Origin of the sequence: Imperialibacter sp. EC-SDR9 (genome assembly GCF_902498805.1) — a bacterium.
Taxonomy (GTDB): domain Bacteria; phylum Bacteroidota; class Bacteroidia; order Cytophagales; family Cyclobacteriaceae; genus Imperialibacter.
In genome coordinates this window covers 1-20722 of sequence record NZ_LR701614.1, presented here as the reverse complement: position 1 = coordinate 20722, position 20722 = coordinate 1, and the positions used below count along the sequence as shown (strand labels likewise).

Annotated in this window: 15 protein-coding genes; 14 read left to right on the top strand and 1 reads right to left on the bottom strand. The window is 45.5% G+C overall.

Going from position 1 to position 20722, the window contains the following annotated elements:
* Positions 1–120: 120 nt before the first annotated feature.
* Positions 121–1059 carry an NAD-dependent epimerase/dehydratase family protein gene (locus tag GC130_RS24555; protein ID WP_152001022.1) on the top strand — a complete coding sequence of 313 codons (939 nt, stop codon included), beginning with the start codon at positions 121–123 and terminating at the stop codon, positions 1057–1059.
* Here the strand turns inward: GC130_RS24555 and GC130_RS24550 are convergent.
* Complete coding sequence (locus GC130_RS24550; RefSeq protein ID WP_193217992.1) at positions 1046–2221, bottom strand: T9SS type A sorting domain-containing protein; 1176 nt, start codon at positions 2219–2221, stop codon at positions 1046–1048. The two genes, GC130_RS24555 and GC130_RS24550, sit on opposite strands and share 14 nt — an antisense overlap.
* Before the next feature lie 396 nt (positions 2222–2617).
* On the opposite strand from GC130_RS24550, the gene GC130_RS24545 reads away from it, so the two are divergent.
* The 13 genes from GC130_RS24545 (at position 2618) to sprA (ending at position 20609) form a co-directional block, all read left to right on the top strand.
* A complete protein-coding gene (locus tag GC130_RS24545; RefSeq protein WP_152001020.1) occupies positions 2618–3400 on the top strand; it encodes an enoyl-CoA hydratase/isomerase family protein in 783 nt (260 codons plus the stop codon).
* A gap of 18 nt (positions 3401–3418) precedes the next feature.
* Entirely contained in the window at positions 3419–4927 is a 1509-nt protein-coding gene (locus GC130_RS24540) for a lipopolysaccharide biosynthesis protein (protein ID WP_152001019.1), read from the top strand.
* A 21-nt stretch (positions 4928–4948) separates the two neighbouring features.
* Positions 4949–5383, top strand: a complete 435-nt coding sequence (dut, locus tag GC130_RS24535; RefSeq protein ID WP_152001018.1) for a dUTP diphosphatase — start codon at positions 4949–4951, stop codon at positions 5381–5383.
* Positions 5384–5475: 92 nt separating this feature from the next.
* The gene (locus GC130_RS24530; RefSeq protein ID WP_152001017.1) at positions 5476–7239 is read left to right on the top strand and encodes a tetratricopeptide repeat protein; all 1764 of its coding nucleotides are present in this window, start codon (positions 5476–5478) and stop codon (positions 7237–7239) included.
* The gene (locus tag GC130_RS24525) at positions 7229–7996 is read left to right on the top strand and encodes a DUF4292 domain-containing protein (RefSeq protein ID WP_152001016.1); all 768 of its coding nucleotides are present in this window, start codon (positions 7229–7231) and stop codon (positions 7994–7996) included. The genes GC130_RS24530 and GC130_RS24525 overlap by 11 nt, the downstream gene beginning before the upstream one ends.
* Positions 7983–9176: a murein hydrolase activator EnvC gene (locus GC130_RS24520; protein WP_152001015.1), complete on the top strand. Its 1194-nt coding sequence runs from the start codon at positions 7983–7985 to the stop codon at positions 9174–9176. The genes GC130_RS24525 and GC130_RS24520 overlap by 14 nt, the downstream gene beginning before the upstream one ends.
* A gap of 95 nt (positions 9177–9271) precedes the next feature.
* Positions 9272–9484 carry a twin-arginine translocase TatA/TatE family subunit gene (locus tag GC130_RS24515; protein WP_152001014.1) on the top strand — a complete coding sequence of 71 codons (213 nt, stop codon included), beginning with the start codon at positions 9272–9274 and terminating at the stop codon, positions 9482–9484.
* Positions 9481–10914 carry an Asp-tRNA(Asn)/Glu-tRNA(Gln) amidotransferase subunit GatA gene (gatA, locus tag GC130_RS24510; RefSeq protein ID WP_152001013.1) on the top strand — a complete coding sequence of 478 codons (1434 nt, stop codon included), beginning with the start codon at positions 9481–9483 and terminating at the stop codon, positions 10912–10914. The genes GC130_RS24515 and gatA overlap by 4 nt, the downstream gene beginning before the upstream one ends.
* 10 nt (positions 10915–10924) lie before the next feature.
* Positions 10925–12361: a lytic transglycosylase domain-containing protein gene (locus tag GC130_RS24505; protein ID WP_193217991.1), complete on the top strand. Its 1437-nt coding sequence runs from the start codon at positions 10925–10927 to the stop codon at positions 12359–12361.
* A 78-nt stretch (positions 12362–12439) separates the two neighbouring features.
* On the top strand, positions 12440–13537 hold the full coding sequence (locus tag GC130_RS24500) for a DUF4837 family protein (protein ID WP_152001011.1): 1098 nt from the start codon (positions 12440–12442) through the stop codon (positions 13535–13537).
* A 63-nt stretch (positions 13538–13600) separates the two neighbouring features.
* Complete coding sequence (locus GC130_RS24495; RefSeq protein ID WP_152001010.1) at positions 13601–15880, top strand: NADP-dependent malic enzyme; 2280 nt, start codon at positions 13601–13603, stop codon at positions 15878–15880.
* Between the two features lies 1 nt (position 15881).
* Positions 15882–16478 carry a Holliday junction branch migration protein RuvA gene (ruvA, locus tag GC130_RS24490; RefSeq protein WP_152001009.1) on the top strand — a complete coding sequence of 199 codons (597 nt, stop codon included), beginning with the start codon at positions 15882–15884 and terminating at the stop codon, positions 16476–16478.
* 54 nt (positions 16479–16532) lie between these two features.
* Positions 16533–20609 carry a cell surface protein SprA gene (gene sprA, locus GC130_RS24485; protein ID WP_226940600.1) on the top strand — a complete coding sequence of 1359 codons (4077 nt, stop codon included), beginning with the start codon at positions 16533–16535 and terminating at the stop codon, positions 20607–20609.
* Positions 20610–20722 lie beyond the last annotated feature (113 nt).

Sequence of the window (20722 nt, the reverse complement as noted above, 5' to 3'; positions counted from 1 at the left end):
ACTTTTCAGCAAAGGCAGCTGGTAATTGACAGTGGTTAAATGTGTTTGCTGAAAGCGCTTTTGCTTGTACTCAATATTACTAATTTTGCCGACACAACATTAACCCTTCAAAATTTACGAATGAGTACGATCCTTATTATAGGTGCCTGCGGCCAGCTGGGCACGGAGCTGACCGAATCGCTGAGAGCCCGGCATGGAAACGACAAGGTCATTGCAACCGATGTTTCGGCACCAAAGGAAAGCCTGCTATCGGGGCCGTTTGAATACCTGGACGCCATGGACGGCAAAAGGCTTGCGGAGCTGATAGCGAAATACAGGGTTGACCAGATTTATCACCTGGCGGCGGTGTTGTCGGCAAAAGGTGAAGCCGATCCCATGTTTGCCTGGAACCTCAATATGACCAGCCTGCTCACGGTGTTGGAAATAGCGAAAGAACGAAAGCTGGAGCGTGTATATTGGCCAAGCTCGATAGCCGTTTTTGGCCCCAATTCTCCCATTAATCATACACCCCAGAACACCATCATGAACCCGAATACGGTTTATGGTATCAGCAAGTTGGCGGGCGAAAGGTGGTGCGAGTACTACTTTTTAAAATATGGGGTCGACGTTAGAAGTATTCGTTATCCTGGTCTTATTGGCTACAAGGCCAAGCCGGGCGGTGGCACTACCGACTATGCGGTTGACATTTACTACAAGGCCAAGGAAGGCAAAGACTTCAATTGCTTTTTGCGGGAGGACACGTTGCTGCCGATGATGTACATGACGGACGCTGTGGATGGCACCATTCAGCTAATGGAGGAGGAGTCCTCAAAGATCAAAATCAGATCCAGCTACAACCTGCACGCCATGAGCTTCGCACCAAAAGACATCTACGAAGCTATAAAATCAGAAGTGCCTGGATTCAACATTTCGTACGAACCGGATTTCAGGCAGAAAATTGCCGACTCCTGGCCCAACAGCATTGATGATAGTCATGCAAGGGCCGACTGGGGATGGGAGCCGAAATATGATCTGAAAAGAATGACAACTGAAATTCTGGCTAATCTTATCCTTGATTAACCATTAGCCTATAGGTAGAAGAATACTTCCCGGCCTGGATGGTTACCAAATAAATCCCGGTGGACAAGGTTTGGTCGAAGGTGGTAGAAACATGAGCCGAAGTGATTTCACTTGTTGTCACTACTCTGCCCTGAAGATCTGATACAGTCATAGTCACACTATAAGCTGTGTAAAGAAGCTCTTCAGGGATGTTGAGCTGCAATGCTGTTCCGTTGTTTGGGTTCGGGTACATAGCCACACTGCTGAAGTCAGGGACAACTTCTACAGCGATTGTTTCGAATATTTCTGAAGAACCGTCAAAGTCAATGGCATTCAAGCGGTAATAATTGATGCCCCTTTCAGGATTCGTGTCAGTAAATGAATACTGGTGTTTCTCAGATGTAAAGCCGTTTCCTTTTTCAGTGGCGATCACGTCAAAGTCTTTTCCGTCAAATGATCTTTGGATTTCGAAATGATCAAAATTTTCTTCTGAAACTGTTTCCCATGAAAGCTTAACTGCATTTTTCAGGCTTACGCCTTTGAAATAGCTAAGTACGATAGGGAGTGGGGTAGAGCCACCGCCATTAACGAAATCTTGAATTGACTGAGACTTAGAGCTTAGCGACGAATTGTCGGCTGAAGCCGCCGCAGTATCTCCGTTTCCGCTGATTGTCCCGGTTACTACCAGATTGCCAACACCTCCATTATTGTCAGTATATTCTTGGTTACCGCCTGTTAAAGACATGTTGCCGTCGATTATCAAAAGTCCTCCATTGTCAAGAGTAACTTTGTTAGCAGCGGAGAAGTCTCCAAAAACAATTAATACCGCTCCAGATAGAAGTTTCAAGCTATAGCTGTTTGCAGCAAAAGTCAAATTGCCATAAACCACCAGAGTATCCTTAATAACTATTTCTTTGGTGTTAGCTCCAATGTTGCGGAAGGAGAGAGAACCGTTTCTTGTGATATATTTTTCAATTCTGATTTGCTCATTTCCACCTGAGTTGTATGTGTCGCCAATATTAGAAACCGGAACAGCCACATTATCTGTCCAGTTAGCATTGGTGGACCAAAGGTAGAAACCATTGGTTTTAGTCTGAGCTCTAGTGACTTTCTGTCCTACAGCAAACTGGTTGTTCAAGGCTGCAATTACTAAAACTAAAACGATTTTTAATGTGTTTTTCATATCTGATAAATCTTCTTCCTTTCGGACAATACAAAGGTCAATCATTGTTTTCACACCAGAAAATTTCTTATGTGAGGTAAAACACCTATTTGTCGACTTTTTTGGAGAGTTGGTAGAAAGCCTTGTTTTTCGATCCTCTATTTCACATACGTAAAGAGGTATCTCACCGGATTTAGCAGCCCTTTGATTGATGTAAGATTTCTACTGAAAGTGGACAAAAATAAGTTTTTTGTTTAAACGGAGTGGGTATTTGGTACACGGCGTTTTTACCGTCTGCCATACACCTGGATAAGTGTCGAATAGGGAGCGGATTTTGAACTTTGGCAAAAAAGTAAATTATTTGATGTCCGATACAGCCGGAAATGCTTCAGAATTTGAAGCTTAAAATGGAAACCTATGAGTAGTTATAAAAACATACTAGTTGAGCAGAGCGGATCAGTAAAGACCATCACAATTAACAGGCCCGACAAACTGAATGCACTTAATCAGCAAACCATGGAAGAGTTGAAACAAGCTTTTCAGGAGATTAATGACGCCAAAGACTTGAGAGGTGTTATTGTCACAGGTGCGGGAGAGAAGGCATTTGTAGCAGGTGCAGACATCAAGGAGTTTTCCGAGATCAACGAGCTTAATGGACGCAAGTTCGCCGAGAATGGGCAGGAGATTTTTAACCTTATCCAAAACTGTCATGCTCCGGTTATCGCTGCGGTGAACGGCTTTGCCCTGGGAGGAGGTTGCGAGCTGGCCATGGCGTGTCATATGCGGATAGCATCAGAGAATGCGAGGTTTGGGCAACCGGAGATCAATCTCGGCATTATACCGGGCTATGGAGGCACCCAAAGGCTGACTCACCTAATAGGTAAAGCAAAGGCAGCGGAGCTGATGCTAACTGGTGAAATGATCTGTGCGGCAGATGCGCTTACTTTGGGCCTTGTAAATTATGTCGTTCCTGCCGACAAGCTGATGGAAAAGACCAACAGCCTGATGGCAAAAATCCTTGAAAAGGCGCCTCTGGCGGTTGGAATGGTGATAGACTGCGTCAACGCAGTTTATAATGCCGACGAAGATGGATATCAGACAGAGGCCAATTCTTTTGCCAGGTGCTGCGGCACAGAAGACTTCGTTGAAGGAACAACTGCCTTTCTTGAAAAGCGCAAGCCTGTTTTTAAGGGCGAATAAGGTAACTTCGGGCTTTATATGGGCCAACTAAAAAAACTAGCAGGCCAAACTGCGATATACGGAGTCAGTAGCATTGTGGGGCGCCTGCTTAACTGGCTGCTGACGCCATTTTACACAGGTATTTTTGAGCCAGGCGAGTATGGCCAAATGACCATACTCTACGGTTATTCGGCATTCCTGCTTATTATTTATACCTATGGCCTGGAAACAACCTTCTTTAGGTTTTCCACCAAAGACCTTGCTAAAGGACAGCATACATATGGTCAGGTAATGACCATGATAGTGCTGACTACCTTAGTTTTTACCGTTGCGCTCTCGGCTTTTGCCCAGCCAATAGCTTCATTTATCGAATACCCCGATCATTCGTCATGGATAAGATGGTTTGCGGCGATACTGGCAGTAGAGGCTGTTATGTCGATTCCCTTTGCCAAGCTTCGGCTGGAGAACCGGCCAATCAAATTCGCCAGTATTAAGATTCTCGTCATCCTGGTCACTATACTGCTAAACATCTTTTTGCTCGTGATCGCTCCAGCAGCCATTGCTGGTGAGTACCTCGTTTTCTTAAAACCGTTGATAACGCCATGGTACGACGCCTCTCTTGGCATTGAATACATTTTTATTGCCAACTTCCTGGGCACTTTCTTGCTGGTGCCCCTATTGGCGAAGGAGCTTATGGCTGCCAGGTTCAACTGGAATGGTAAATTGATCAAACAGATACTGGTTTACAGCCTGCCGGTGGGAGTAATGGGCCTGGCGGGCACAGTCAATGAAACCTTCGGTCGGCTGATGATCAAGTACCTTTTACCGGAGGGTTTCTACGGCCATGTCGGCCCTGACTACGCAACAGGCGTGTATGGTGCCTGCTTTAAGCTGAGTGTGTTTATGAACCTGGGTATCCAGGCCTTTCGGTACGCTGCTGAGCCCTTCTTCTTTTCAAGTGCCGCCGATAAAAACTCTCCCGAGCTGTTCAGTAAAGTGATGAAGTGGTTTGTTATTTTCGGGGCATTGGTGTTTTTGGGTATTTCTGTCAATTTAAATTGGCTGGGGCTTCTTCTTCGCCAGTCGGAATACCGTGAAGCGCTATTTATTGTGCCCTTTTTGCTCATGGGTTATTTGTTTCTAGGCATTTATTACAACCTTTCGGTGTGGTATAAACTCACAGATCAGACATACTACGGCGCATACATAGCGTTGCTTGGTGCATTAATTACAGTAGTAGGTAATGTGTTACTAATCCCTCTCATTGGGTATTTGGGCAGTGCATTGGTAACCGCCCTCACTTTTCTAGTAATGGCGGTCGTTAGTTATTACCTGGGGGAGAAGCATTACCCGGTTCCTTACAAGGTGCCCAATGCTCTTTTCTATCTAATTCTTTCTTCAACACTTGTTTTCGGTGCAAGCCAACTGCACTTCAGCTCATTTTTGCTGGAACTGCTTGTGAACAATCTGGCCGTTGTGTGCTTTATTGTTATTGTGCTGATCAAGGAAAGAGCGGATTTGCCTCGACCTAAGCGTTTTATTTCTTAATTTTGCAGCCTTGTTTTACTTATGAAGGTAAAAATAGTTAACAAATCGCCGTTTTCACTTCCTGAATATCAGACCAAGTTATCGGCAGGGCTTGACTTGAGGGCTGTTTTAGAAGAGGGCATCAGACTTGCTCCTTTGGAACGAAAATTGGTGGCCACTGGCCTTTATATAGAGTTGCCACCTGGGTTTGAGGCGCAGATTCGTCCCCGAAGTGGCATGGCATTTAAGCAGGGAATTACCGTTCTCAACTCGCCTGGCACCATCGATGCAGATTACAGGGGGGAGTTAAAGGTGCTTTTGGTAAATTTGTCCAACCAGGAAGTCACGATTGAGCATGGCGACCGTGTGGCTCAAATGGTCATAGCAAAGCACGAAAAAATAGAGTGGGTAGAAGGCGAAGCCTTAACTGAGACAAAAAGGGGCGAGGGTGGATACGGAAGTACGGGTAAAAACTAATAGATGCCTGCGAAAAATATAAAGATTGAGATACCCAAAGGTCAAGTTTAGACGTATTACAGATTCCCGGCGTCCGTTTTGAAAGAAAGAATATGGTAAATGCAGATCACATCGTTAAAAGAGTTATAGCCACAGGAGCCCTTGCGCTTCTTTTGGTAGCGCTTTCCTTTGATTTGCAGGCCCAGGGAAAAAAGAAAAAGTCCAGAGACGGTGTGCCCAATGAGATTTCTGAAAACGACAGGTTTCAGGCTGAGTATTACTTCGTAGAGGGGGAGAAGTTTTTTATGCTGGAGGACTATGCCAAAGCGTATGAGCTGTTCAGTCTCTCCAACGACATTGACCCGAAAAGCTCGGGTGTTCACTACAAGATGGCGCAAATTCTGGCTGAGTCTGGTGACTTCGAAAAAGCACTTACCCATGCCAATGAAGCGATAAAGCTCGACAGTGATAACAAATACTACTTCCTGCTAACTGCCGAGATTTACACCAACATGTCCAACTTTCAGGAGGCAGCCAGCCTCTATGAAAGAATGATAAGCACGCTACCAAACAACGAGTCGTATCTTTTCGATTTGGCGGCATTGTATATCTATCAGGACAAGCTTGACAAGGCCCTCGATGTGTATAACAGGGCGGAAGATTTCTTCGGCGTATTAGAAGAGATCACTTATCAAAAGCAGCAAATTTTTATTCAACAGGGAAAGATAGATTTGGCCATCGCAGAAGGTCAAAAGCTGATTGATACCTACCCCGACGAGTCGGACTACAAGCTCACACTTGCTGAGGTGCTTATCTCGAATCAAAAGGAGAAAGAGGCAATCCCTTACCTGGAAGCAGTGCTGAGAGACAACCCGTCCAATGCGCAGGCCAGTGTTCGGTTATCTGAAATTTATAGAAAGAACGGGCAAACTGAGAAGGCCATGGAATCGCTTCACAACGCTTTTTCTAATCCGTCGCTTAATGTAAATGCAAAGGTGCAGCTACTGGCCGGTTACATCGCTCAGCTTCCCAACCCCGAACTTGAAACTGCCGCTAAGGAGCTCGCTGTAGATTTGATTGAGGCCCACCCCGACAATGTGGATGCTCAGGCCATTTCCGGTGACCTGGAGTTCAGGCTGGGAAATAAGGAGAAAGCCAGAAGCTTTTATGTGAAAGCACTGGAGCTCGACAACAACAATTACAACCTTTGGCAAAATGTGATTTCCATTGAAATGGAACTGGAGGACTATCAGGGCGCCGCCCAGCATGCTGAGCAGGCTATCGAAATTTTCCCCAATCAGGCACTGCTTTATTATTTTGGAGGCACAGCTTATCTTGTAAAAAAGGATTATAGAAAGGCTGCTAATAACCTTGAAGCAGGAAAAAAGTTGGCGACATCCGATCCTGACCTTTCAGGCTTTATCATCGGGCAGCTTGGTGATGCTTACAATGGTTTGGAAGACTATCCCAAGTCTGACGCAGCCTATGAAGAAGCATTGAAAATCAATTCTGACAACGACTATGTCCTCAATAACTACAGCTACTATCTCTCTTTGAGAAAGGAAAAATTGGACAGGGCTCTTGAGCTGTCGAAGCGTTTGGTAGAGAAGAATCCCGATAATGGGACTTATCTTGACACTCATGCCTGGGTACTGTATGTGAGAGGTGACTACAAGGAGTCGAAATTTTACCTTGAAAAGGCCCTGGCTGACGCTGAAAATGTTAGTGGCACAATCGTTGAACACTATGGTGATGTACTTTTTCGATTGGGTAAGATTGATGACGCAGTGGAGCAATGGAAAAAAGCAAAATCAATGAAGGACACCACGAAACTAATTGATAAGAAAATTGCCGACAGGAAACTATATGAAGAATAGACTGCTGCCCCAAGCAGGTTTAATTGCCCTGATCCTTTTCGTTTCCTGCAATAAAAAGCTGGCCTACTTCGATTTTTTGGAGAGGAACAAGCTGGATGTTCAAGAAATAAACTTTGACTACTTCTCCACGAAAACTAAGATCAACTACACGGAGGGTGACAATAAAATTAACGCCAGCGCTAATATCAGGATAAGAAAGGACAGCATTATTTGGTTTTCACTTACTCCGGCACTGGGGATAGAAGCTGCCCGGGGCATTATCACCAAAGATTCACTTGTGGTCGTCGATCGGCTTAACAAAGTTTATTTTGTTTATACTTATGCTTCGCTGAGCGAGAAATATAATTTTAATATCGACTACCAACTTCTTGAAGCAATTTTTTTGGGTAACCCACCTAGGAATATCAAAGAAAATGAAAGAGTGGTAAGAGAAACCGACTATGCGATGGTAGAGCAAAAGGAAGGAGAGGTTACGTTTAATAACTACATTTCCACCAAAACCTCCAAGCTGGAGAAGCTGTCAATTGTGGACCTGCCAACCACCAATACGCTGAATATTACTTACTCTGATTTTCAAGTAGTTGATGAATTTCATATTTTTCCGTTCCAATCGTTGATTTCACTGGTGTATAATAAGCCAGGTACAGCCGAGGCTTTCAATACGCAAATAGAAATTGAGCACAACAAAGCTGAGGTTGAAGACGGCAAAAAAATGAAGTTTCCGTTTAATATTCCCCAAAAGTATGAGCGGAAGTAGTCGCTTGTCAATCCTGTTGCTCCTGGCGCTGATTTTCTCAGTGCAGGTCTCTTTTTCCCAAAAATCGAAGAGCCAGTTAGAAAAAGAGAAGCAGGAAAACCTTCGGCGAATTGAAGAAGCTCACTCCATTCTACAGGAAACAGAAACCCAGAAAAAGAGCACTTTAGGCCAATTGAGTGCTATTTCAAGGCAAATTGAAGCCAGGGAAATGCTGATCAAATCCATCAGTGAGGAGGTCGACTTGCTGGGCACCGACATAGATGAACTGAGTCAGGTTGTGAAATCGTTGGATGGCGACCTGAAGGCACTCAAGCAAGAATATGCCTCCATGATTTACGCCGCCTCGAAGTCGAGGCATGGTTTCGACCGCCTAACGTTCCTCTTTTCAGCGCAGACTTTCAGCCAGTTTTTGCGTAGGCTAAGCTATCTCTCTCAATACGCTGAAGCTCGAAAAACGCAAGCGGTTCAGATCAAAAAGGTAACAGAGGCCTTGAATGGGCAGAAGAACGAGTTTGAAGCCAAACGCACCGAACAACAGAAACTGCTTGCAAGTCAGGTTGCAGAAAACAAAAACTTGTTGTCTTTGAAGACCAAGCAAAGTTCGGTTATCAAAGATTTGAGCAGCCGGGAAAAGCAGCTAAAAAACGAGTTGGCGCAGAGGAAACAGGCCATCGACAAACTGGATAACCTTATTGCGGAACTCATCAAAGCGGAGCTGGAAAAGGAGCGGGTAGCCAAAAGTCCGGTTACTTCGCCGCTGATTTCCTCAAACTTTGAGGGTAGCAAGACGAAATTACCTTGGCCGGTGTCTTCTGGTTTTGTTTCTTCCAGATTTGGGAGACATCCACACCCGGTACTTAAAGGTGTAGAGGTTGATAACCAGGGTATTGACATCCAAACCGGCCAGGACGAAATCGTAAAATCGGTTTTTGATGGAACTGTAGCTACCGTGGCTTTTGTTCCTGGAATGAACAGTGTGGTGATCATCAAGCACGGAGATTACTATACCTTGTATGCCCGGCTGAAAAAAGTAAACGTCAAAAAAGGACAAGAAGTAAAAATTGGTGACATAGTCGGGGAGGTGTTCACCGATACCGATGGGATCTCCGAGATACAATTTCAGGTTTGGAAGAACAACCAGAAGCTAGACCCCGAAAAATGGCTCATGACCAAGAAATGAGGGATGGGGTTCTTTAAATATTTCCAGTATGAACCCTTGATCCCAAATTATTCTCTTTAACTTTACGTTATTACAATACACTAAAAAATAATATTATGAACACAATTTTTGCCTTTGGGATGCCTGGTGGCTGGGAGTTGATAGTTATAGTGTTCATCGTCCTGATTTTCTTCGGAGCTAAGAAGATTCCTGAACTTGCGAGAGGCCTTGGAAAGGGAATTCGTGAATTTAAAGATGCGACAAAGGAGATCAAAGATGAGATTCAAGAAGGAGTAAAGGAAGTAAAGGAAGATAAGCCTAAGTCTTGAAAACATATAGATCGCTAGCCGAAATTCAGAAGGCGATAGCATCTGGAAACATCACCTGCAAGCAGCTGGTAGAGCAGTACTTGCAGGTAATCAACGAAAAAAGTCACCTCAACGTCTTTCTTGAAGTTTTTGCTGAAGAAGCAATAGCCAAAGCAGATGTCGTTGATGAAAAAATCCGTGCCGGAAGGCAGGGGCGCCTGGCAGGTATGGTTATCAGCCTCAAGGACGTGCTTTGTTATAAGGGGCATAGGCTCCAGGCAGGTAGCCGTATCCTTGAAGGGTTTGTTTCGCAGTTTACCGGCACGGCTGTGCAGCGGTTGCTCGATGAAGATGCCATTGTCATCGGCAGAACCAACTGTGATGAGTTTGCTATGGGTTCTTCCTCGGAAAACTCCGCATATGGCCCGGTTGTGAATGCTGCCGGCGAAAAGCGGGTGCCTGGAGGTTCTTCGGGAGGTTCGGCTGTTTCTGTGCAGTCCGACATGTGTCTGCTTTCCCTTGGCACCGATACAGGGGGCTCGGTTAGGCAGCCTGCGTCGTTTTGTGGCATTGTCGGCTACAAGCCCACCTATTCCAGAATTTCCAGGTATGGACTTTTGGCATATGCCAGTTCTTTTGATACCATAGGTACTTTTGCCCATACCATTGAAGATACAGCACTTACGCTGGAAATAATGGCTGGTCATGATGACTATGACAGTACAGTCTCACATGAACCGGTATTGCCCTATTCCACGCTGCTTTCCAACAACAAAAAATACAAAATAGCCTATTTAAAAGAGCCACTGGCTTCGCCGGAAATAAGTGCACCGGTAAAAGGTGCCGTGGAGGACGCTATCACCTGGCTGAAGAACGATGGTCACACAGTTGAGCCTGTCGAATTCAATTATCTCGACTATGTGTTACCTACTTATTACATCCTTACCACGGCCGAGGCAAGCTCCAACCTTTCCAGGTACGACGGCGTAAAATATGGCTATCGGAGCAAATCGCATGTGAACCTCGAAACGATGTACAAGAAGTCGAGGTCAGAGGCTTTTGGCAAAGAAGTACAGCGAAGAATTTTATTAGGTACCTTTGTACTAAGCGCCAGTTATTACGATGCCTTTTATACCAAAGCGTTGAAGGCACGAAAATTGATTCAACAAGCAACTAGAGATATACTTAAGGAGTACGATTTTATTATTTTACCTACATCCCCGACTGTTGCATTCAAATTGGGTGAGCATACCAAAAATCCTTTGGAAATGTACCTCGCCGACCTCTTCACTGTGCAGGCATCGGTAGCTGGAGTGCCGGCTATTTCAATTCCGTATGGTGAAGACAATGAGGGAATGCCCATTGGCTTGCAACTGATCGCTGACGCTTTTCAAGAAGAAAAGCTTTTGGCGTTTTCCCGGCACATTCTTAATGCCAGGAAAAAGGGATAAAAAAATTTGTATGAAAAAGCTATTGACCATTGTTTGTGCACTTTCTATCAGTCTGTTGGGCTTCGCCCGGCAGGGGGATGTCGAATTTGGAGTAGTTGAGGCAGATACACTGTCTCTGGATGTGGTCGACACAAGAACTATTCTTCCCTACGACTATTCTCCTGACTTCACCTACGAAATGGTGGAAGAAAGGCTTGCTGGTCTAAATTCAGGAGTGCCAATTCAGTTGAATGAAAGAGTTTTTTCGTTCATCGATTATTTCACTGTTCGCAACCGTGATTACATCAGATCGGTGCAGCAAAGGGCGGAAGTATATTTCCCCATTTTTGAGAAATACCTGAAGGAATACGACCTGCCAGAAGAGCTTAAATACCTTTCTATAGTAGAATCTGGACTGCGAACCAACGCCATTTCCAGGGTGGGTGCTGGTGGCTTGTGGCAATTTATGCCAGCTACGGGGCGTTTTTACAAACTGCACCAGGACTGGTACATCGACGAACGAATGGATCCAGAGAAAGCCACAGAGGCGGCTTGTAAGTACTTGAAGCAGTTGTATGGGATGTTTGGGGATTGGGATTTGGCACTTGCTGCCTACAATTCGGGTCCCGGAAACGTAAGAAAGGCCATCAGAAGATCGGGCTACAAGAAGACGTTTTGGGAGGTGTACCGCTATCTGCCAAGAGAAACACGTTCGTATGTGCCTCAGTTCGTCGCCATTCTCTACACAATGAACTTCAATGAGTTTCATAACCTGTATCCGGATGAAAAGGAATACATGATGGCTTATGACACTGTCATGATCAACCAGTATTTGCACATTGAAACTTTTGCTAACCTCACAGGTTTGTGCACCGATGATATTCTTAAACTGAATCCACATTTGATCAGGGGAGTTATTCCAGAGACGGTCAGCAACTATCCGTTGAGAGTCCCATCCGATAAAATGGATTTTGTCTATGAAAACATGGACTTCCTGCTCGATTCGGCCGGTAAAGTTGGAAAAGAGCACTTGGAAAAACTGGCGCAGAATATGCCTGGCAGCACTTATGGAAGAGAAAATGTCAGGTACCGTGTGCAATCTGGTGACGTGTTGGGTACTATTGCACAGCGTTACCACGTTAGAGTTTCTGACTTGAGGGAGTGGAACAGGATTTCAGGGAATATGATCAGGGTAGGGCAAACCCTCAATATTTGGGTGCTACCCAATTATCAATCGAAGCCCAACCTGTATACGCCATCTTCTACAATCGCCAAAGTGCCTACGCAATCGACAGTTATATCGGCATCGGTCGGTGCTGACGGGTCAAAGTACCACATGGTGCAATCGGGCGATACCTTGTGGGATATTTCAAAGAAGTATGGTAACGTGTCTATTGAAAAAATTAAACAGCTCAATAATTTGAGTTCTAGTAAAATACATGTTGGGCAAAAACTACTGATTGAGTAGCCCAGGGTAGCGACGAAAAGTTTATAATTGTTAATTTAGAGGGCCGCAAGGCCCTTACGAATTTTAATAGAATATCTCATGACTCGAATAGTTCAATTTATATTCGCTTGTTTCATGTTTTCTGTGCTGCTGTCTTCCTGTGGCTCAAAGGACAAATCAGATAACGGCAACTCTCTTCTACAGGTAGCTCGTGGCGATGCTGCGGAAATCATTCTGGTGATGGATAGTGCCCAGTGGAACGGGCCTCTGGGAACGGAGATGAGGCGAACCTTTGAGTTGATTATTCCGGGGTTGAATAGAGAGGAACCACTTTTTGATCTAAAGCAGGTAGCGCCAAAATCGCTAAATGGGGTGCTAAAGAGCGCTAAGAACATGATTTTTGTCACCACGCTTAATAATAATACGAGGGCAGGAAAGATCATGAAGGGTTATTACACTGCTGAATCGCTGTCGAAAATAAACGAGGATCCGAACCTGTTCTATTTTACGAGGAAAGACAATTATGCCCGGGGCCAGGAAATACTCTACCTGTTCGGAAAAGACGATGAATCGTTGATCCGCAAGCTTAGGGAAAATGGCGACATTTTGAGGCAGTACTTTGAGGAGGTAGAGAATAAAAGGCTGCAAGCCGACCTTTTCAAGATTCAGGAGAAGGATTTGGCAGACGTGCTTTATGATCGCCATAACTTTAAACTCAAAATCCCTTATGGTTACGAGCTAGCGCAAGATAAGGGAAACTTCGTTTGGCTGAGGGCGCTGGATTTAGAAGTGGACAAGACGATCTTCGTTTACTATGAGCCTTACACTAATCAGGAAGTGTTCAAAGATATTACTGCGTTAAGATCGAGAATTACTGAAAAGTATTTGCGTGACATTGAGAAAGACGATATCTATATTACCTATCAGGATGTGCTCCCATTTATTACCAAGGACATCAATTTTAAAGGTAGCTACGCCGTGGAGACCAGAGGCCTCTGGAAGACAAGCGATTCAACCAATGGAGGACCTTTTATCAGCTATACGTTCGTGGATGAGGTACTGAATAGGCTCTATTATATCGAAGGGTATGTATATGCACCTTCCAAGGATAGAAAAAGGGACTATATCAATGAATTTCAGGCGATATTGCAGTCTTTTCAACCTGCCCAATCAGAGGCACCTGCTGCTGGTCGTTAATTGTTTATGTAGATAGCCCCTATTAGCTTTGCTTTTTACCCATTAACCTGACACCAAACTTTTATGGCAATTAAAATTCGCAAGGAAGACGCCCTTGAATACCATTCTTCCAGCCCCGCCGGAAAAATTGAAATACGTCCAACAAAGATGATGAGCAGCCAGGTTGACCTGGCTTTGGCCTACTCTCCAGGAGTGGCAGAACCCTGCAAAGAGATAGCGAAAAACAAAGAGGATGTGTATAAGTACACCGCCAAAGGCAACCTCGTAGGGGTTATCTCCAACGGAACGGCTGTGCTTGGACTCGGCAATATTGGCCCGGAGGCTTCAAAGCCAGTGATGGAGGGCAAAGGGGTGTTGTTCAAGAAATTTGCGGGCATTGATGTTTTTGATATTGAAGTGGACGAAGAAGACCCTGACAAGTTTATTCAAATTGTGAAGGCGCTGGAGCCGACTTTTGGCGGCATCAACCTTGAAGACATAAAGGCCCCTGAAAGCTTCAAAATTGAGAGGGTACTGCGGGAACAAATGAAAATTCCTGTGATGCACGATGATCAGCATGGCACAGCCATTATCTCAAGTGCAGCCTTGCTGAATGCGCTGCTTGTGGTGGGTAAAAAGATTGAGGATCTAAAAATAGTTGTCAACGGAGCGGGTGGAGCCGCTATGGCCTGCACAGATCTATATGTTGGGCTGGGGGCGAGTAAGAAAAATATAGTGATGCTCGACAGCAAGGGTGTGCTCAGGAAGGATAAAATCGACCCAGAGTCAATGAAAGCCAGGTACGCTACTGACAAGAAAATAGACACCTTGGATGAAGCGATTGTTGGGGCTGACATGTTTTTGGGTCTTTCCACAGCCGATGTATTTACGCCAGACATGTTGAGGAAAATGGCTGATAAGCCTATTGTTTTCGCTTTGGCTAACCCCGATCCGGAGATTCCTTACCAACTTGCCATGGACACCAGGGATGATGTTGTGATGGCCACGGGCCGTTCCGACCATCCGAACCAGGTCAACAATGTGTTGGGCTTTCCCTATATTTTTAGGGGAGCACTTGATGTAAGGGCAACAGCCATTAATGAGGAAATGAAACTGGCAGCCGTGAAGGCATTGGCGGAGCTCACCAAAGAAGCCGTGCCTGAAATGGTCATCAAAGCTTATGGCAATAAGCCAATCACCTTTGGCAGCGACTACCTGATTCCGAAACCGTTGGATCCAAGGCTCATCACTACGATTTCTCCGGCTGTGGCGAAGGCTGCCATGGACTCAGGCGTAGCGAGAGTGAAGATTGACGACTGGGAAGCTTATAAGGTGGAGCTACAGAGCCGCATAGGCATTGACAACCGTTTGATGGCGAGAGTGATCGCCAGGGCGAGGAGGGCTCCCAAGCGGGTCGTGTTTGCCGAGGCCGATCATCCCAAGATATTGAAAGCTGCTCAAATGGTGATTGATGAGGGAATAGGCTACCCAATTTTGCTGGGTAACAAAGCAAGAATAGAAGCTTTGGTGGTCGAGAACAAGCTTGATCTTCGTGACACGCCAATCATTGATCCTTATCATGAAGCGGATACAAGGCACGAGTATGCAGCCATGCTTTTTGAGAAAAGAAAGCGCAAGGGCATTACCATGGTCAATGCCAGGCAGCTGATGTACGACCGGAATTACTACGGCGCTATGATGGTTGAAACCGGTGCTGCGGATGCACTTATCTCTGGCCTTACGAACGATTATCCGAAGACCATTCTTCCGGCGCTTCACATCCTGGGCGTTGAGGAGGGCATTAACCGGGTGGCGGGCATGTACATTATCAGCAATGCCAAGGGCACCTATTTCTTTGCTGACACCACAGTGAATCTTAACCCTACGGCCGAGGAATTGGTTGAAATCGTTGGTCTGGCAGCGAGGGCTGTGAAGTATTTTGACTACGAGCCCAAGGTGGCCGTTCTTTCATATTCTAATTTCGGATCTTCGAGAGGTGGTGTGCCTGAAAAAACCAGGAAGGCAGTTGAGTTGGCGAAGAAAAAATACCCGGATCTTATCATCGATGGGGAGCTTCAGGCCAATGTGGCGTTGAATGCAGAGTTACTCAGCGAGGTGTATCCATTCTCTTCTCTGAATGGGCACTCGGCAAACACACTTATTTTCCCCGACCTGGCATCAGGTAATATTGCCTATAAACTGTTGATGGAGTTGGGTGGAGCAGAGGCAATAGGGCCGATTCTGGTAGGAATGAACAAAGCCGTCCATGTATTGCAGGTGGGTAGCTCTATCAGAGAGATATTTAATATGGTGGCTATTGCCGTCATAGATGCCCAGTCGCAAAGCGCAAAAGCCCAACAATAGGATGATTACATACCTTAAAGGCAAGTACATCGAAAAGGAGCCGAATCACACTGTGATGGAGGTGAACGGCATTGGTTATGAAGTAAGAATCTCATTGAACACCTTCAGCCAGATCAAGAACCTGGAGAGCGGCATCTTACAAACCCATCTCCAGGTGAAGGAAGACGCCCACATTCTCTTTGGGTTCGCCGAAATGCAGGAAAAGCAACGGTTTCTGGATTTGATCTCTATCAACGGCGTGGGGCCAGGCACGGCTTTAATGATTCTGTCCTCCCTTACTCCGTCCGAAATTCACGAGGCGATTGTGAGTGAGGACGTGAATTTGATCCAGAGAGTGAAGGGTGTTGGGGCCAAAACTGCACAACGTATAATCCTGGAACTGAAAGATAAACTTAAGAAGGAGGACGTCTTTGAAAAATCTCCATCCGGCACGGGTGTACGAAGCAATAGTTTGCGAAATGAAGCGTTATCAGCTTTGCTGGTTTTAGGATTTCCTAAAGCGCAGGCGGAGAAAAATATCGATCTGATCATCAAAGAAAAGGGAGGAGGAGTTACTTTAGAGGAGTTGATCAGATTGGCCTTAAAAAATTCCAGATAGGTTTTACCATTTTACCGTTTGAGGAGGAGATTTTTAAATACTACTCTAGTACTCTTGTGTATTTCGCTTGTGCTCAGCGCTTTACTTGCTAATGCTGAGCGCTCTTTTTTTATATTGGAGGATGCCGATGAGTATTTTCTCTTCAAGCAGGATACCATACCAGACTCACTCAAAGGCCCCTACCAACCCTCAAAGGCTCCTACGTTCGAACCTGTTGACAGATTTGGAGACCCTTTTTCCAACAGAATAAGTCCTTCCCCTCTCCAGCTAAAAAATCCTGCAAGCCTCACACTCGATGCGGAAATTGATACGTCGATGAATTACACCATCTATGAAAGGATAGGTGATGTGAATTATCGACCAACCACCACCATGACCTTCGAGGAGTTCAGCAAATGGAAGGAAGAAGAAATGCTGCGGGAGTATTGGAGGAGCCGATCAAGGGGTCTCGATGGCGAAAGTGCTGTGAGCGGCAGGAGGCTTATACCTAAGCTGTATACCAGCCCTCTGATTGACCGGATTTTTGGTGGCAGCTATGTCGACATTCAGCCTAATGGGTTCGTAACGTTGGATTTTGGGGGCAGGTGGCAGAGGATAGATAATCCGCAAATACCAATCAGACAGCAAAGAAACGGTGGCTTTGAATTTAATCAGCAGATAAGCCTTAACCTGGTCGGTAAAGTTGGCGACAAGCTCGCTATCACAGCCAACTTTGACAACAACAACTCTTTTGATTTCCAGAATAACCTTAAGATGGAGTATACGGGTTATGAAGAGGATATCATCAAAAAGATTGAGGTGGGAAACGTAAGCATGCCCATCAGCAACAGCCTTATTTCCGGCGGGCAAAGCTTATTCGGTGTGAAGACGCAGTTGCAGTTTGGGAAGCTGTTTGTAACAAGTGTTGTTTCCCGCCAGCAAGGTCGTAATGATGTGATCACCCTTGAGAGTGGATTTCAAGGACGGGAATTTGAGGTACGAGGTTCAGACTATGATGATAACAGGCACTTTTTTCTAGGCCATTTTTTTAGAGACAACTATGAAAAATGGCTTGGCAGCTTGCCTCAGGTAATATCGGGAGTAAATGTGACCAGGGTTGAAATTTATGTACTGAAAAGAAACGGAGACACCCAAACTTTGAGGAGTTTGCTGGCCTTTCAGGATCTTGGTGAGAGTGATAAGGTCTACAGGAAAGACAACCCATTGATTGGTACTCCACGTGCAGGTTACCCAGCAAGTAACGACGCCAATGGACTATTTGAATCTCTAAAAAAAGACCCCTCAATAAGGGATGCCAATCAAGTAGACGGTATTCTGGAGTCAGGATACAACTTCCAGAACTCTGTTGACTATGTGAAAATTACCTCGGCCAGAAGACTTGATGAGAAAGAATTTGTACTGAACAAACAGCTTGGTTACATCTCCCTCCTAAGAAAGCTGACAAATGACGAAGTGCTGGCAGTAGCCTATGAATATACCTACAACGGTCGAACCTTTAAGGTAGGTGAGTTGATGGAAGACTATCAGAACTTGTCGGAAAGTGAGCTGTTGCTATTGAAAATGCTCCGCCCGAATAAGATCAACACATCGACTCCAACCTGGGACTTGATGATGAAAAACATCTACAACCTGAACGCCAGCCAGGTCGATAGGGAGGGATTTACGCTGAGAATCCATTATCGTGATGACTTGACGGGCATCGACAACCCAAGTTTGCATGAGGGGGCCCTTACGAAAGACCAGCCGCTTATCCACCTTCTCAAGCTTGACCAGCTCAACCCCAACAACGATCCGCAACGGGACGGCAACTTCGACTACATCGAAGGAGTTACCATCGACTCGAGGAACGGAACCATTATCTTTCCTGTGCTTGAGCCATTTGGAAAAACCCTAAAAACTTACTTCGACAAGGACAACGAGCAAAACCTCATCCAGAAGTATGCTTACGACACCCTTTACCGAACAACAAAAGCTGATGCTGAGCAGGTGTCGTCCAAGAACAAATTTTTCATTTTGGGTAAGTTTCAGGCAGGGGCATCCAATGAAATCGTGTTGCCGGGCATCAGTATTTCACCCAATTCTGTGGTCGTCACTGCTGGCAACACGCTGTTGACCGAAGGCCTGGACTACACGGTTGACTATAACCTGGGAAGGGTAAGAATCATTAACGAAGGGATCCTGAACTCCGGGAAGCAGATCAATATTTCATACGAAAAAGCCGATGTTTTTAACTTTCAAACCAGGTGGCTTACAGGAACACGCTTTGATTATAAACTCACTGAGAATCTAAACCTTGGCGCTACGTGGCTCCACCTGAACGAACGCCCCGGAGGCATTACAAGGTACAGTGTGGGCAACGAGCCGACAAAAAACTCGCTGTACGGCTTCGATTTGAACTGGAGCAAGGAGTCGAGGTTCCTGACCAAAATGGTCGATGCACTCCCTTTCGTAGATACAAAGGAACCCTCCCGAATTACCTTCACTGGCGAGGTCGCTCAAATCAATCCAGGCACATCGAATGAGGTAGGAGGCGAGGGCACATCTTACATCGACGACTTTGAGTCGGCGGTAACACCCTACAACATGGGCAATTTTCAAGCCTGGAAGCTTGGGGCCACTCCGCAAACACCCGGGAACCGGTTTGACTTAAGTAACCAAACGGCTGACAAGCTTGGCTCCGCTTTCAAAAGAGCAAAAATTGCGTGGTACGTTATAGACAACGTTTTTTATCGAAACGGAGGGCCGAACTCTCCCCCTAACATTACAGAGAAAGACAAGGACAACCACTACGTTGCCGGCATTATCCCTCAGGAAATCTACTCTCAGAGAAGTCGGAATATAGTTAACACCAATGAGCCGATATTTGACATCGCCTATTTCCCTTCGGAAAGAGGACAATACAATTACAACCCCGATCTGGATACCGATGGCTTGCTTAAAAACCCGGAATCAAACTGGGGAGGCATTACCAGGGCGATTACGTCAGACGTTGACTTTGATAAGACTAACGTCGAATATATTGAATTCTGGATGCTGGATCCATTTATCGACGACAATGACGGACGAGGTAAGGTGCTCGACGGCTTGTTCAACCAGGCTAACACTACCGGCGGCGAATTGATCTTCAACTTAGGTAGTGTCTCAGAAGACATAATCAAAGATGGTTTGCATGGGTTTGAGAATGGGCTGCCTGCCGATGGCGGAGTCAACAAGGTGACGACTACAGAATGGGGAAAAGTAACACAGCAACAGTATCTCACTGACTATTTCGACAACGAGGCATACGCAAGACCTAACCAGGATGTTGGTCTTGATGGCCTTAAAAATAGCGAAGAAGCCAGTTTTTTTAACGACCGCTTTTTAAGCCAACTACAAGTTTCGGGTACTGCAAGAAATAAGATTCTTGAAGACCCTTCAGGTGATAATTTTCAGTACTACTTAGGTGCCGGGCAGGATGCCCGTGACGCAAAGATTCTGGAACGTTACAAAAACTACAATGGCATGGATGGTAACACGCCTATTCAGACTGCCAGTGGTGAGAACTTTACCCCTTTAGGTAGCAACCTTCCAGAGAATGAGGACTTGAACAAGGACAACACTATCAATGAGTTGGAGGAGTATTACGAATACAAAATCCCACTTAAAAAGGGACAGCTCGAAGTAGGCAAAGGATATATTGTTGATAGGGTAGTGGGGGGTGAAGGTGGCGAACGCACCTGGTATCTTTTCAGGATTCCTGTTCGGAACCCTAGTAGAATCCAGGGCGATATCTCAGGGTTTAAAAGTATCAAATACATGAGGATGTATTTGACGGGCTGGCGGCAGCCTGTCGTACTGAGAATGTCCAAATTTCAGCTGGTAGGAAGCCAGTGGCGGAAGTTCACCGAGAGCCTTTATGACAGAAGCTATAATGAGGTTCCCGAGCAGTACTCTTCAGATTTTACGATTTCGGTAGTGAGCATTGAGGAAAATAGCAAAGCCAGCGAGGGAAAGTCGCCCTACACTTTGCCTCCAGGAATCAATCGTGACAGAGACAACACCACCGTTATTCAGCGTGAGAACAATGAACAATCGATTCAGGTTTGTGTCGATAACCTGGAAGACAGAGATGCCAGGGCAATAGCGTCCTAAACGATATGAAGTTAGGATAAATAAGTTGTCATAGAGAGTTCTATGGTGAATTTGGGTTCCAATTGGGGAACAAGCCCCCCTGGTCAACTATTTTGGGTTTGTATAGGGGTAGA